Raw genomic sequence first — 12,337 nt, 5'->3', positions numbered from 1 at the left:
CGCCCTGCACTACGACATCACCCGCACCGGTGCGCCCTTCAGCCAGGCGGCGATGTTTTCAACCATGTCCTGGTAGTAGCGGCTGTAGTTTTCTTCGGTGACATAACCGAGGTGCGGCGTCAGCAGGACGTTGTCGAGCTTGCGCAGCGGATGGTCGACCGGCAGCGGCTCCTGCGCAAACGTATCCAGCGCGGCGCCGGCGATGCCGCGCTGCTGCAGCAGCGCCAGGAGCGCCGCCTCATCGACAAGCGGTCCACGCGAGGTGTTGATCAGATAGCTGGTCGGTTTCATCCGGGCGAGGTCGTCGCGGCTCACCAGCCCGCGGGAGCGCTCCGACAACACGGTGTGGAGGGTGATGATGTCCGAGGTCGCGAACAATTCCTCCTTGGTCGCATAGGCGACGCCGGCCGCGTCGCAGGTCGCCTGGGTCAGGTTGGTGCTCCAGGCCTGCACCTGCATGCCAAGCGCCTTGGCGATGGTTGCGACCCTGGTGCCGAGCTTGCCGAGACCGATAATGCCGAGCCGCTTGCCCTCGACATCCTGCCCCACCGTAACCTGCCAGGATTCCCCGGCTTTCATCCGGGCGTTTTCGAAGCCGATCCTGCGGGTCAGTTCGAGCATCAGACCGATCGCCAGTCCCGCCGTCGGATTGCCGACCGTGCCGGTGCCGCACACCGTGACGTCGCGCGCTTTTGCCGTCGCCAGATCGAACGACGCGTTGCGCATGCCCGACGTCAGCAGCAGCTTCAGTTTCGGCAGCGCCGACAGCACGTCGCCCGGAAACGGCGTCCGCTCGCGCATCGCACAGACGATCTCGAAATCCTGCAGGGCGCAGACCGCCTCGGAAGCGTTCGCGAACGGCTTGTCAAACACCGTCACATCAACACGGTCGCGGATCGGGGTCCAGTCGGCCAGCTTCAGCGCCACACTTTGATAGTCGTCGAGAATTGCGCAGCGGAGCGCCATGCCTGATCACCGTAGAAAATTGAGGGGCGCGATCAGGACTACCGATCGCAGGGATCCTTATGCTCGCCTGCAATCCCCCAGGGTGCAAGACACGTTGCGGGGAGGCCCTAGTCCAGCCGTGCAGACCCGGACGCGGGCTCATCATGCTTGGCGTGCCAGGCTGGGCCTGGGCCGCGCATGTAGTGCTGCTCGGGACGATAGGGATCGAAGGCGGCGATCACGAACTGCCGCATGAAATCGACGATCTCCTGGAACAGGCCGGGATCGCGGGCACCGGCTGCTTCGGACCGGATGGATGGATCGAGAAACGCCATGACGCACGTCTCAGTGGAGGCCGCGGTTTCTGCCGGGCTTGATGGGTCAATTTTGCTGCGGAACTGATTAAAAAGCGGTTGTGATTGTTAATCTTCGGCAAACGCCTGACGTTAAGCTTTCCAAAGGGTTACCACCCCGGTTGCCCTTTGGAGGCCGCCCCGCTACATCAGCAACAGCATTTTCCCCGCACCCGTTGGGTTTCCAGGACCTTTAAGGATCACGATGGCTCGCCAGTTCGTCTACTTCATGCAGGGTTTGACCAAGAGCTACCCCACCCGCAAGGTGCTCGATAACGTGCATTTGTCGTTCTATCCGGACGCCAAGATCGGCGTGCTCGGCGTCAACGGCTCCGGTAAATCGACGCTGCTGCGGATCATGGCCGGCCTCGACAAGGAATATAACGGCGAAGCCTGGGTCGCCGACGGCGCCCGCGTCGGCTATCTCGAGCAGGAGCCGCAACTCGACGCCACCAAGACCGTTCGCGAGAACGTCATGGAGGGCGTCGCCAAGCAGAAGGCGATCCTCGACCGCTACAACGAACTCGCGGTGAACTACTCCGACGAGACCGCCGACGAAATGACCAAGCTGCAGGACGAGATCGAGGCCCAGGGCCTGTGGGATCTCGACAGCAAGGTCGACCAGGCGATGGACGCGCTGCGCTGCCCGCCGGACGATTCCGATGTCACCAAGCTCTCCGGCGGTGAACGCCGCCGCGTGGCGCTTTGCAAGTTGTTGCTCGACCAGCCGGAGCTGTTGCTGCTGGACGAACCGACCAACCATCTCGACGCCGAGTCGGTGTCATGGCTGGAAGGCCATCTGCGCAACTATCCCGGCGCGATCCTGATCGTGACCCACGATCGCTACTTCCTCGACAACGTCACCAGCTGGATCCTCGAGCTCGACCGCGGCAAGGGCATTCCCTACGAGGGCAATTATTCGTCCTGGCTGGTGCAGAAGCAGAAGCGCCTGGAGCAGGAAGGCCGCGAGGACGCCGCACACCAGAAGACGCTGGCCCGCGAGCAGGAATGGATCGCCTCTTCGCCCAAGGCGCGTCAGGCCAAGTCCAAGGCGCGTTACCAGCGTTACGAAGACCTGTTGAAGCAGGCCAGCGAGAAGCAGACCCAGACCGCGCAGATCACGATTCCTGTGGCCGAGCGGCTCGGCCAGAACGTCGTCGACTTCGAAGGCCTCAGCAAAAGCTTCGGTGACCGCATGCTGATCGACGATCTCACCTTCAAGCTGCCACCGGGCGGCATCGTCGGCGTGATCGGTCCCAACGGCGCGGGCAAGACCACGCTGTTCCGGATGATCACCAAGCAGGAAACCCCTGACAAGGGCGACATCACCGTCGGCGAGAGCGTGCATCTCGGTTATGTCGACCAGTCGCGCGACAATCTCGACGGCAAGAAGACGGTTTGGGAGGAGATTTCTGGCGGCAACGAACTGATCCTGCTCGGCAAGCGCGAGGTAAATTCACGCGGCTATTGCTCGTCCTTCAACTTCAAGGGCGCCGACCAGCAGAAGAAGGTCGGCGCGCTGTCGGGCGGTGAGCGCAACCGCGTGCATCTGGCCAAAATGCTGAAGTCGGGCGCCAACGTGCTGCTGCTCGACGAACCGACCAACGATCTCGACGTCGACACACTGCGCGCGCTGGAAGAGGCGCTGGAGGATTTCGCCGGTTGCGCCGTCATCATCAGCCATGATCGCTGGTTCCTCGACCGCATCGCGACCCACATCCTGGCGTTCGAAGGCGACAGCCATGTCGAGTGGTTCGAAGGCAACTTCCAGGATTACGAAAAGGACAAGATGCGCCGGCTGGGCCAGGATTCGGTGATCCCGCATCGGGTCAAGTACAAGAAGCTGACGCGCTGATCGCCATGTGACGGCCGGCTGCGGTGAAACGCCACTGCCGGCCGTCACGACAGCGCCTAAACGCGGCATTTATTGAAACTCGACTTTCCGCGCGGTTCAAACGGGCAAAGACCGGTTTGTGATTCCAGTTGCGCACCACCCATAAGGAGTGCCGTTTCCGATGTCGCCAACGCCCAAGACCTCATTGCCGCCGCGCGGCACCCCCCTGCGCCCGCTGCCGATGCTGATCTTCGGCTCGCGCTGGCTGCAGCTTCCGCTTTACATCGGGCTGATCGTGGCGCAAGGCGTCTACGTGGTGCTGTTCCTGAAGGAACTGTGGCACCTGATCACCCACGCGACCGACTTCAACGAGCAGCAGATCATGCTGGTGGTGCTGGGCCTGATCGACGTGGTGATGATCTCCAACCTGCTGGTGATGGTGATCGTCGGCGGCTACGAGACCTTCGTGTCGCGGCTTAATCTCGAGGGACATCCGGACGAGCCGGAATGGCTCAGCCATGTCAACGCCAGCGTGCTGAAGATCAAGCTGGCGATGGCTATTATCGGCATCTCCTCGATTCATCTGCTGCGCACCTTCATCGAGGCCGGTAATCTGGGGGCAGCTGCGGGCCGCACCACCACCTACACCGAGACCGGCGTGATGTGGCAGACCATCATCCACGGGCTCTTCATCCTGTCCGCGATCGGCATCGCTTTCGTCGACAAGCTGTCCAACGACTCGATGCAAAACGCTCATCAGGGCGCGAAGCATTGATGCTGGGGTGACGATGGCGACGCAGCGCGACGCGGGATGGCCAATATATCGCCGACATTTTCTCGGCATCGCGGCGGCTGCGCTGGTCATTTTCGTCAGCCCCGCGTCTGCCATCGCGGCCGACGCCGGCTTCACGCGATTCATCGCGTCGTTGTGGCCGGAAGCGCAACAGGCCGGCGTGTCACGCGCGACGTTCGACACTGAGACCCGCGGTCTTGAGCCGGACTACAAACTGCCCGATCTGATTCTGCCGGGACGGCCCGCAACCGGCGCGCCGTCACAGGCCGAGTTCGTGCAGGTGCCGGCCGACTATGTGAAAGAGACCTCCATCGCGCGGCTGGCCTCCGAAGGCCAGCGGCTGATGCAGAAATACCGCGCGGCGCTAGCCGACATCGAAAGCCGCTTCGGTGTGCCGGCGACGACCGTGCTTGCGATCTGGGGTCGCGAGACCGACTACGGCCGTTACGGGTTGCCCTACGACACGTTGCGTGTGGTGGCGACGCAGGCCTATGTCGGCCGGCGCAAGGATCAGTACCGCACCGAATTCATCCTGGCGCTGAAAATCCTCAGCGACGGCGCTGTGACCCGCAAGGACATGCGCTCATCCTGGGCCGGCGCCACCGGCCTCACACAGTTCCTGCCGTCGGAATACTACAAGCATGGCGTCGATCTCGACGGCGACGGCCGCATCGACATCTGGAATTCGGTGTCCGACGCGCTGGCTTCTGCCGCGCAGCAGTTGAAGAACAAGGGTTGGCAGCCGGGGCTGCGCTGGGCTTATGAAGTGCGCGCACCGGGCAATGTCGATTGCACCCAGGGCGTGCCGGAGGTGACGCGGCCGATCGGCGAATGGCAACGGATAGGCTTCGTTCCGGTCCGCGGCCAGCAGCTTACGGCTGCGGAGAAGGCTGAACAGGCGTCGCTGCTGCAGCCCGAGGGCATCTACGGTCCGGCGTTCCTGACCACGAAGAACTACTTCGTGATCAAGGAGTATAATTTCTCGGATCTCTACGTGCTGTTCGTCGGCCATCTCAGCGACCGCATCAGCAAACCGCAGCCATTCGCAACGCCATGGGCGGCCACGACACAGCTGCGCACCACCGATGTGGAATCGATGCAGCGGCATTTGACGCGGATCGGGCTCTATGCCGACAAGCTCGACGGCAAGGCCGGCATGAAGACCCGCGCGGCGCTGGGCGCCTATCAGAAATCGGCGGGGCTGAAGGTCGATTGCTGGCCCAGCGCGGACGTGCTGCGGGCCATGAGCGGTGCGCGCTGACAAAAAACCCGGTCATCGCTGACCGGGCTTTTCGAAATCAACTTTTGTCGATCAGATCAGTCGCAGACCTGAACGCGGCGGACGCGCCAGCCGTAACCGTCCCAGAAGCGCTCGCGCACGAAGCGGCAGGGCGGCTCTTCGACATAGACCGGTGCCGGAGCGTAATAAGCGGGCGGCGGACCACCCGCACCGGCCAGCGCACCACCGAGCAGGGCGCCACCGATCAGACCACCGGCAACGCCGGCGGCAATCCGGCCGCCATCGGCCTGGGCGGCGGGCATGGCCACCGCAAGCGAACCGGCGATCGTGGCGACCGCAAGGAACGCGGAAAGCATCTTCTTCATTCTCATTCTCCTCAGATCACGCCAAAGCCCGGCGCAGGGGATTGGACCGACTCAAGGCCACGTCGAGCCTTTTGTACCTTGTTAGTTCCGTCAATTAAAGCGGCCCCGCCGAATCTGACGGAAAACCGGTAGCGCTCGTCCCCGCTCCCATCATAGTCGATTTTATTGCCAGGGTCTTAAGAAAACACGGCCGGGAGGATTCCTTACAGAACCTCCAAGCCGTTCATTTTGGCCGTATTTTGGCGTTCATCTTCATGACAGCGGACAGCACCGAATTGGTCGATTTTTGTCCGCTGGCAATCTCAGTCGCAGACCTGAACGCGGCGGATGCGCCAGCCGTAACCGTCCCAGAAGCGCTGGCGCTGCAGGTAACAGCCGCCGCCATAACCGGGATCGGCGACATAGGCCGGGCGGCCGCCGTAATAGCCATATCCCGGTCCGTAGCTGTATCCCGGGGCATAGCCATAGCCGTAACCACCGTAGCCGTAGCCACCGCTGAGCGCGCCGCCCAGGATCGCGCCGGCAGCGAGGCCGCCGATGACGCCGGCGGCGATGCGGCCGCCCCCTGCCTCGGCGGGCGCCGGCGCTGCGACGGCCGTGACCACCAGGACGCTTGCGGCGGCAAGTGCCATCAATGCTCGTTTCATGGCTTCACTCCTTGGTCGAAAAGATAACGAAATAACGTGTGCCGGATCATAGGGTTTCATAGCCTGCTTGAACGATCCATGAACGCCGGCGCCGGAATCCGGCCACCTTTCGGCAAAAAAACCCTACAAAACCAGAGGGATCGGCGTTGCAAAAATGTCACCCTTATTTGGCCGGCGCCTCCTTCGGCTTTTTGTCCGCCGCCTGGGCCTGCAGCTGTTCGACGGTTTTTTGCAAGGCTGCCACGGTGGCCTTCAGGGCCTCGAGTTGGACCTTTATTGCACCAGCGTCCCGCCCTGCGGCGTCGAGCTTTTTCTGCTGCTCGAGGGCATCTTTGGTCATCGACTTCTTCAGGAAGTCGACGTTGCTCTGCAGGCAGCTGGTGCGCCGCTCCATGGTCTTTTCCACGGTGCAGATTTCGATGCCCGGCACGTCCTGCGCAATCGCAGGGCCCGCAACCAGCAGCATCAGCGACACGATCCACAATCCCATCTTCAGCATTCAAAAATCCCTTTCCGGCCACAGCCTCCATCATACCAAGCATGCCTCCCGGCGTCGCGACTCCCGCGGGGATATCGGGGATATTGACGACGACAGCTCGCCGCACCAAGGATGCGCCCTCCTTCAATCAAGATCTTGATCCCATGCGTGGTCAGACAATCGGAGTGGCGGGATGTGGCCTTGCGGGGCTGGCGACAGCCTTGCTGCTGCATCGCGCCGGCCACCGTGTCACGTTGTTCGAACGCTTCACGACGCCAAAGCCGCTGGGATCCGGCCTGATGATCCAGACCACCGGCCTTGCCGTGCTGCGCGAAATGGCGCTCGATCAAGCGGTGCTGGCGGCAGGTGCACAGATCGATCGCCTGTTCGGCAAGGCGGTGCCATCGGGCCGCACGGTGCTGGATGTGCGTTATGCGGCACTGGGTGGTACGACCGCATTCGGCATCGGCATTCATCGGGCCGCGCTGTTCGACGTGCTGTATCAGGCCGTGCTCCGCGCCGGCATCACCATCGAGACCGGCCGCATCGTCACGGCGGCCCCAAATGACGGCGACGGCCGCCGGCATCTCGCTTTTAGCGATGGCACAAGCGCCGGTCCTTTCGATCTCGTCGTCGACACCCTTGGCCTCGCCAGCCCGCTGACCCCGGCCGCCGGGCGCACCCTCGCCTACGGCGCGCTGTGGGCCTCGCTGGACTGGCCGCACGACGCCGGCTTCGACCCGCATGCGCTGGAGCAGCGTTATGTGCGCGCCAGCACCATGGTGGGCGTGCTGCCGATCGGCGCCGCGCCCGGCGCACCAAAGCCTCAGACCGCCTTCTTCTGGTCGCTGCGCGGCGATCAGCTCGAGACCTGGCGGCAACGCGGTCTCGAAACCTGGAAGGACGACGTGCGCAAGGTCTGGCCAGCCACCGCACCGCTGCTCGACCAGATCGACACCCCGGAACGCCTCACCTTCGCGGCCTACGCCCATCGCACCACCGCGGCGCCCGCCGAGCCGGGGCTGATCCACATCGGCGATGCCTGGCATGCGGCAAGCCCGCAGCTCGGCCAGGGCGCCAACATGGCGTTCCTTGACGCCTATGCGCTGGCTAGGGCGCTGCGCGACTCCGAGACCCCCGCGCACGCCGTGCCACGCGCCATCGCGCTGCGGCGCCGGCATGTCCGGACCTATCAGGCGATGAGCGCGCTGTTCACGCCGGTGTATCAATCCGACGGCCATCTGCTGCCGCTGCTGCGCGATCGCATCGCAGGTCCGCTGACAAAACTCTGGCCGGCGACGCGCATTCTCGCCGCCATGGTCGCCGGCCTGATCGGCTGGCCGCTGCGGCCACTGGGCCTCGCGCGAGCGACGCAAGCGCCGCGCACAACATTCAGCGACATCGCCGGACACGATCCGCTGATCGTGTTCGACGGCGAATGCGTGCTGTGCTCCACGCAGGCGCAGTTCGTGCTGCGGCATGATCATGCCAGACGCTTTCGCCTGACCACCGCCCAAGGCGAGGTCGGCCGCGCGCTCTACGGACGCCTGGGGCTGCCGACCGATGTCTATCACACCATGCTGCTGATCTCAGACGACCGCGCGCTGATGCACTCCGACGCGGTGCTGGCCATCGCGGGCGGCCTCGGCTGGCCCTGGCGCGTCGCGACGATCGCGAGGATCGTGCCCCGCGCGCTGCGCGATCGTCTCTATCGTTTTGTCGCCCGCAACCGTTATCGCTGGTTCGGCCGCCACGATGTCTGCTGGCGCCCGGCCCCTGACGTGATGGATCGCATCCTGTGAGGCGGGTCCTGGTCATCGGCGGTTATGGCGGGTTCGGCGCGCGGATGTCGCGCCGGCTCGCCGACGATGGCTGGGAGGTGTTTGTCGCCGGGCGCAGCCTGCTGAAGGCGCAGCAGTTTTGCACCGGACGCTCCAACCTGCTCGCCGTCGCGCTCGACCGCGACAACGGAATCGCCGACGCGCTGGCCACCTATCGTCCCTTTGCGGTGGTCGATGCCGCAGGTCCCTTCCAGGGCGCGTCCTATGAGATCGCCCGCGCCTGCATCGCCGCGCGCTGCCATTATCTCGACATCGCCGACGGCCGCGACTTCGTCGCCGGCATCGCTGCTCTCGATGAAGCCGCGCGCGCGGCCGACGTGGCGGTGATCTCCGGCGCCTCCAGCGTGCCGGCGCTGTCCGGCGCGGTGCTGCGCGAACTGACACCCGGCATGGAAAATATCAACGCCATCGAGATGGCGATCAGCGCATCGAACCGCGCCACCGCCGGCGTATCGGTGACACGCGCGATCTTCTCCTATATCGGCCGTGCGATCCGGGTCTGGCGCGGCCGCCGCTGGAGCATTGCCTATGGCTGGCAGGATTTGCGCCGGGAAGATTTTCGCGTCGCCGGCGCGCCAGTGCTGGAGAAACGTCTGGTTGGCCTCGCCGATGTCCCCGACCTTGCGCTGTTGCCCGAGCGCCTGCCCGGCCGGCCGGCGGTGACGTTTCGCGCCGGCACCGAACTGACACTGCAGAGCCTCGGCGTGTGGGCCATGAGCTGGCTGGTGCGATGGGGATGGCTGCAGCGCCCCGCGCGCCTGCTGCCGGTGATGCTGGCGGCGCAGCGCGTCACATCGGTCTTCGGCAGCGACCGCTCCGGCATGATCGTGCGCTGCTTCGGCCGCAGCAACGGCGCGCGGACCGAGCGGCGCTGGACGTTGGTGGCGAGCGATGGCTGCGGTCCCGAGATTCCAGGGCTGGCGGTCCCGCTGCTGCTGCGGCGCCTGCGCGATCGCACCCTCGATGCCGGCGCCCGCGATGCCGGCACGCTGCTGTCGCTGGCCGATTTCGCGCCGGCACTGGACGCCATGCCGATGCGCCACGCCATCACCACCCATGCCCTGCCGCCGCCGCTGTATGCCCGTGTGATGGGGGCTGCGTTCGAGGCGCTGCCGCCAAAGGTGCGCGCCATGCACGAGGTGCTGCGCGATCACGGCGCCAGTGGCCGCGCCACCGTCACCCGTGGGCGCAATCCTCTGGCGCGCATCATCGCCAGCGTGATCGGGTTCCCGCCCGAGGGCGAACACGATCTGCATGTGTCATTTGGCGCGCGCGACGGTGTCGAGACCTGGACCCGCGAATTTTCCGGCCGCCGTTTTCACAGCCGTCTCTCGCAGCAGGACGGGCGTCTGGTGGAGCAGTTCGGCCCGCTGCGGTTCGGCTTCGACCTGCCCGCTGATAAATCGGGCTTCACCATGCACATCAGGCGCTGGTGGCTGGGCCCGCTGCCGCTTCCCATTGCCCTGGCCCCACGCTCGGTCGCCCGCGAGTGGCAGGCGGAGGATCGTTTTCAGTTCGACGTACCGATCTCGTTGCCGCTGATCGGGCTGATCGTGCATTACCGGGGATGGCTTGAGTGAATGCCGAGCCGTAGCCTGGATGAGCACAGCGATCCTCCGCGCGTCGATCGTGGAATCTTCAAGCCGGTCGATCTTGGCTGATATCTCTGCCCGAAGGGACTCCCGGATATCGCTTCGCTGATCCGGGCTACGAGCTAAGGCACGTAGCACACCGCCTCGATGTTGTGCCCGTCGGGATCGAGGATGAACGCGCCGTAATAGTTCGCGTGATAATGCGGGCGAAATCCCGGCGGCCCGTTGTCGTGTCCGCCGGCGGCGAGTGCTTCCCGATGAAACAGGTCCACGCTGGCGCGGTCATCGGCGACAAAGGCCACGTGAGCGCCGGTTTGAGCCGCATCGCGATGGCCGATCCAGAAGAAGGCTTTCCGGTTGCGGCCGTAGCCGGCGAAGGTCTCGCCTTCCGCATAGAGGCGCGTGATGCCCAGGGGGCGCAAGGCGCGGTCGTAGAAGGCGATGGACCGGGCGATGTCGCCGACCCCGATGGTGACGTGATCCAGCATGCCGTGAGCCCCACTCAGCGCTAACCTCGTTCGCAGGGTAATGGAGCGGTGGGCGGTGTCAAAGCGTCACGCAGTTCACCGGTGTCATGCCCCGCGAAAGCTGGGCATCCAGTATCCGGGAGCGCCCATGCTGGGAAGAATGCACCAGCAAAGCCCTGTGGCAGCCGCTTTGGATGCTGCGTTTAAACCATGAGCGTCGCCGCCTACTGGGTCCCCGGTCAAGCCGGGGACGACACTGAGAGGGACGAAACGCTTCTGCACAAATGGAGTCCATTGCCCCGGATGTCGTTCGCTCATCCGGGCGACAAGCCAGGCACGTGACATGCGTCCTCGTTGCCTACGCCCTGCCTCCCGCGTGGCCGCCGGCCATGCGAAGCCGCTTGATGGCCATCCGCTCCGATTTGGACATCTCGGCGATCAGGAACGCCAGCTCGAGCGACTGATTGGCGTTCAGCCGTGGATCGACCGCGGTCTTGTATCGCAGCGACAGGGCATCGTCAGTGATGTCCTCGGCGCCACCGGTGCATTCGGTGACATCCTGGCCGGTCATCTCGAAATGCACGCCGCCCGGGTGGGTGCCTGCGGCCCGGTGCGCATCGAAGAAGCCCCGCACCTCGGACAGAATGCGATCGAACGGCCGGGTCTTGTAGCCCGAAGGCGAGGTGATGGTGTTGCCGTGCATGGGGTCGCAGACCCAGACCACGGCCCGCCCCTCGTCGCGCACGCGGCGCAGCAGCGGTGGCAGCTTGTCCGCCACCTTGTCCGCACCCATGCGAACGATCAGCGTCAACCGCCCGGCCTCGTTATCGGGATTCAGCACGTCGATCAGCCGGATCAGGTCGTCGGGGGCGAGCGACGGTCCGCACTTCAGGCCCAGCGGGTTTTTCACCCCGCGCAGGAATTCGACATGCGCGCCGTCGAGCTGGCGCGTGCGGTCGCCAATCCAGAGCAGATGGGCCGACAGGTCGTACCAGTCTCCAGTGGCCGCATCGATTCGAGTCAGCGCCTGCTCGTACGGCAGCAGCAGCGCCTCGTGACTGGTGTAGAAGTCGATCTCGCGGATCGCCGACGTGGTCTCCGCGGTGACGCCGCAGGCCGCCATGAACTCCAGCGCTTCGTCGATCCGGCTGGCGAACGTTTCATAACGCTCGACCCAGGGCGACCGCGTGACGAAGCCGAGGTTCCATTGGTACACCTTGTGCAGGTCGGCATAGCCATCGTGAGCGAAGGCCCGCAGCTGGTTCAATGTCGCGGCCGATTGGTGATAAGCCTGGATCATGCGGGCCGGGTCGGGCGTGCGCGATGCCTCGTCGAACTCGGAGGCGTTGATGATATCGCCACGGTAGGAGGGCAGCGAGACACCGTCCATCGTCTCCATGTCGGCGGAGCGCGGCTTGGCGAACTGGCCGGCCATGCGGCCGACCTTCACCACCGGCAAGCCACCGCCGAACGTCAGGATGACCGCCATTTGCAACAGCACGTGCAAGGTGTCGCGGATCTTGTCAGGATGAAACTCGGCGAAGCTCTCGGCACAATCGCCGCCCTGCAGCAGGAAAGCCTTGCCTTCGGCCACCCGGCCCAGCACCGTCTTGAGCGATCGCGCCTCGGAGGCGAAGACCAGAGGCGGATACTTCGACAGCCTCTGCTCCGCCGCGGCGAGCTTCGCCATGTCAGGGTATTGCGGCATCTGCTTCACCGGCATCGCGCGCCAGGACGTGGGAGTCCAAGCGTTCGAGCCCTCGGATTTCAAGACTTCGGAGC

The 12,337-nt window shown here is 64.7% G+C and carries 12 protein-coding genes; 5 read left to right on the top strand and 7 right to left on the bottom strand.

The features are described 5' to 3' along the window. Positions 1-9: 9 nt before the first annotated feature. Positions 10-966 (bottom strand): D-2-hydroxyacid dehydrogenase family protein, encoded by a 957-nt coding sequence (locus tag RS897_RS18660; protein ID WP_315837984.1) that lies wholly within the window; start codon positions 964-966, stop codon positions 10-12. Between the two features lie 107 nt (positions 967-1,073). Further along, positions 1,074-1,280 carry a hypothetical protein gene (locus tag RS897_RS18655; protein ID WP_315837983.1) on the bottom strand — a complete coding sequence of 69 codons (207 nt, stop codon included), beginning with the start codon at positions 1,278-1,280 and terminating at the stop codon, positions 1,074-1,076. A 223-nt stretch (positions 1,281-1,503) separates the two neighbouring features. Between RS897_RS18655 and ettA the strand changes: the two genes are divergently transcribed. The 3 genes from ettA (at position 1,504) to RS897_RS18640 (ending at position 5,186) form a co-directional block, all read left to right on the top strand. Then, on the top strand, positions 1,504-3,153 hold the full coding sequence (gene ettA, locus RS897_RS18650) for an energy-dependent translational throttle protein EttA (protein ID WP_315837982.1): 1,650 nt from the start codon (positions 1,504-1,506) through the stop codon (positions 3,151-3,153). 160 nt (positions 3,154-3,313) lie between these two features. Further along, on the top strand, positions 3,314-3,907 hold the full coding sequence (locus RS897_RS18645; protein ID WP_315837981.1) for a TIGR00645 family protein: 594 nt from the start codon (positions 3,314-3,316) through the stop codon (positions 3,905-3,907). Positions 3,908-3,920: 13 nt separating this feature from the next. Next, on the top strand, positions 3,921-5,186 hold the full coding sequence (locus RS897_RS18640) for a lytic murein transglycosylase (RefSeq protein ID WP_315837980.1): 1,266 nt from the start codon (positions 3,921-3,923) through the stop codon (positions 5,184-5,186). A gap of 56 nt (positions 5,187-5,242) precedes the next feature. Here the strand turns inward: RS897_RS18640 and RS897_RS18635 are convergent, their stop codons facing one another. From RS897_RS18635 to RS897_RS18625, 3 genes are all read right to left on the bottom strand, one after another. Next, positions 5,243-5,530, bottom strand: coding sequence for a hypothetical protein (locus tag RS897_RS18635; RefSeq protein WP_315837979.1), 288 nt, complete (start codon positions 5,528-5,530; stop codon positions 5,243-5,245). Positions 5,531-5,832: 302 nt separating this feature from the next. Continuing rightward, complete coding sequence (locus RS897_RS18630; protein ID WP_315837978.1) at positions 5,833-6,177, bottom strand: hypothetical protein; 345 nt, start codon at positions 6,175-6,177, stop codon at positions 5,833-5,835. 163 nt (positions 6,178-6,340) lie between these two features. Then, positions 6,341-6,643: a hypothetical protein gene (locus RS897_RS18625; protein WP_315838682.1), complete on the bottom strand. Its 303-nt coding sequence runs from the start codon at positions 6,641-6,643 to the stop codon at positions 6,341-6,343. A 176-nt stretch (positions 6,644-6,819) separates the two neighbouring features. Between RS897_RS18625 and RS897_RS18620 the strand changes: the two genes are divergently transcribed. Further along, entirely contained in the window at positions 6,820-8,457 is a 1,638-nt protein-coding gene (locus tag RS897_RS18620) for a DCC1-like thiol-disulfide oxidoreductase family protein (RefSeq protein ID WP_315837977.1), read from the top strand. After that, a complete protein-coding gene (locus tag RS897_RS18615) occupies positions 8,454-10,076 on the top strand; it encodes a saccharopine dehydrogenase family protein (RefSeq protein ID WP_315837976.1) in 1,623 nt (540 codons plus the stop codon). The genes RS897_RS18620 and RS897_RS18615 overlap by 4 nt, the downstream gene beginning before the upstream one ends. A 134-nt stretch (positions 10,077-10,210) precedes the next feature. Here the strand turns inward: RS897_RS18615 and RS897_RS18610 are convergent, their stop codons facing one another. Both RS897_RS18610 and RS897_RS18605 read right to left on the bottom strand, forming a co-directional pair. Next, positions 10,211-10,576, bottom strand: coding sequence for a VOC family protein (locus tag RS897_RS18610; protein WP_315837975.1), 366 nt, complete (start codon positions 10,574-10,576; stop codon positions 10,211-10,213). Positions 10,577-10,913: 337 nt separating this feature from the next. Beyond that, a complete protein-coding gene (locus RS897_RS18605; protein ID WP_315838681.1) occupies positions 10,914-12,326 on the bottom strand; it encodes a class II 3-deoxy-7-phosphoheptulonate synthase in 1,413 nt (470 codons plus the stop codon). Positions 12,327-12,337 lie beyond the last annotated feature (11 nt).

The sequence above is a fragment of the Bradyrhizobium prioriisuperbiae genome, assembly GCF_032397745.1.
Lineage (GTDB): Bacteria > Pseudomonadota > Alphaproteobacteria > Rhizobiales > Xanthobacteraceae > Bradyrhizobium_A > Bradyrhizobium_A prioriisuperbiae.
The sequence above is the reverse complement of the archived record's forward strand: the minus strand, read 5'-3'. Positions and strand labels throughout refer to the sequence as shown.

Excerpts from the sequence above, each read along its gene's own strand:
- RS897_RS18660 (WP_315837984.1), bottom strand. The coding sequence starts at position 966 with ATGGCGCTCCGCTGCGCAATTCTCGACGACTATCAAAGTGTGGCGCTG.
- RS897_RS18655 (WP_315837983.1), bottom strand. The coding sequence starts at position 1,280 with ATGGCGTTTCTCGATCCATCCATCCGGTCCGAAGCAGCCGGTGCCCGC.
- ettA (WP_315837982.1), top strand. The coding sequence starts at position 1,504 with ATGGCTCGCCAGTTCGTCTACTTCATGCAGGGTTTGACCAAGAGCTAC.
- RS897_RS18645 (WP_315837981.1), top strand. The coding sequence starts at position 3,314 with ATGTCGCCAACGCCCAAGACCTCATTGCCGCCGCGCGGCACCCCCCTG.
- RS897_RS18640 (WP_315837980.1), top strand. The coding sequence starts at position 3,921 with ATGGCGACGCAGCGCGACGCGGGATGGCCAATATATCGCCGACATTTT.
- RS897_RS18635 (WP_315837979.1), bottom strand. The coding sequence starts at position 5,530 with ATGAAGAAGATGCTTTCCGCGTTCCTTGCGGTCGCCACGATCGCCGGT.
- RS897_RS18630 (WP_315837978.1), bottom strand. The coding sequence starts at position 6,177 with ATGAAACGAGCATTGATGGCACTTGCCGCCGCAAGCGTCCTGGTGGTC.
- RS897_RS18625 (WP_315838682.1), bottom strand. The coding sequence starts at position 6,643 with ATGCTGCTGGTTGCGGGCCCTGCGATTGCGCAGGACGTGCCGGGCATC.
- RS897_RS18620 (WP_315837977.1), top strand. The coding sequence starts at position 6,820 with ATGCGTGGTCAGACAATCGGAGTGGCGGGATGTGGCCTTGCGGGGCTG.
- RS897_RS18610 (WP_315837975.1), bottom strand. The coding sequence starts at position 10,576 with ATGCTGGATCACGTCACCATCGGGGTCGGCGACATCGCCCGGTCCATC.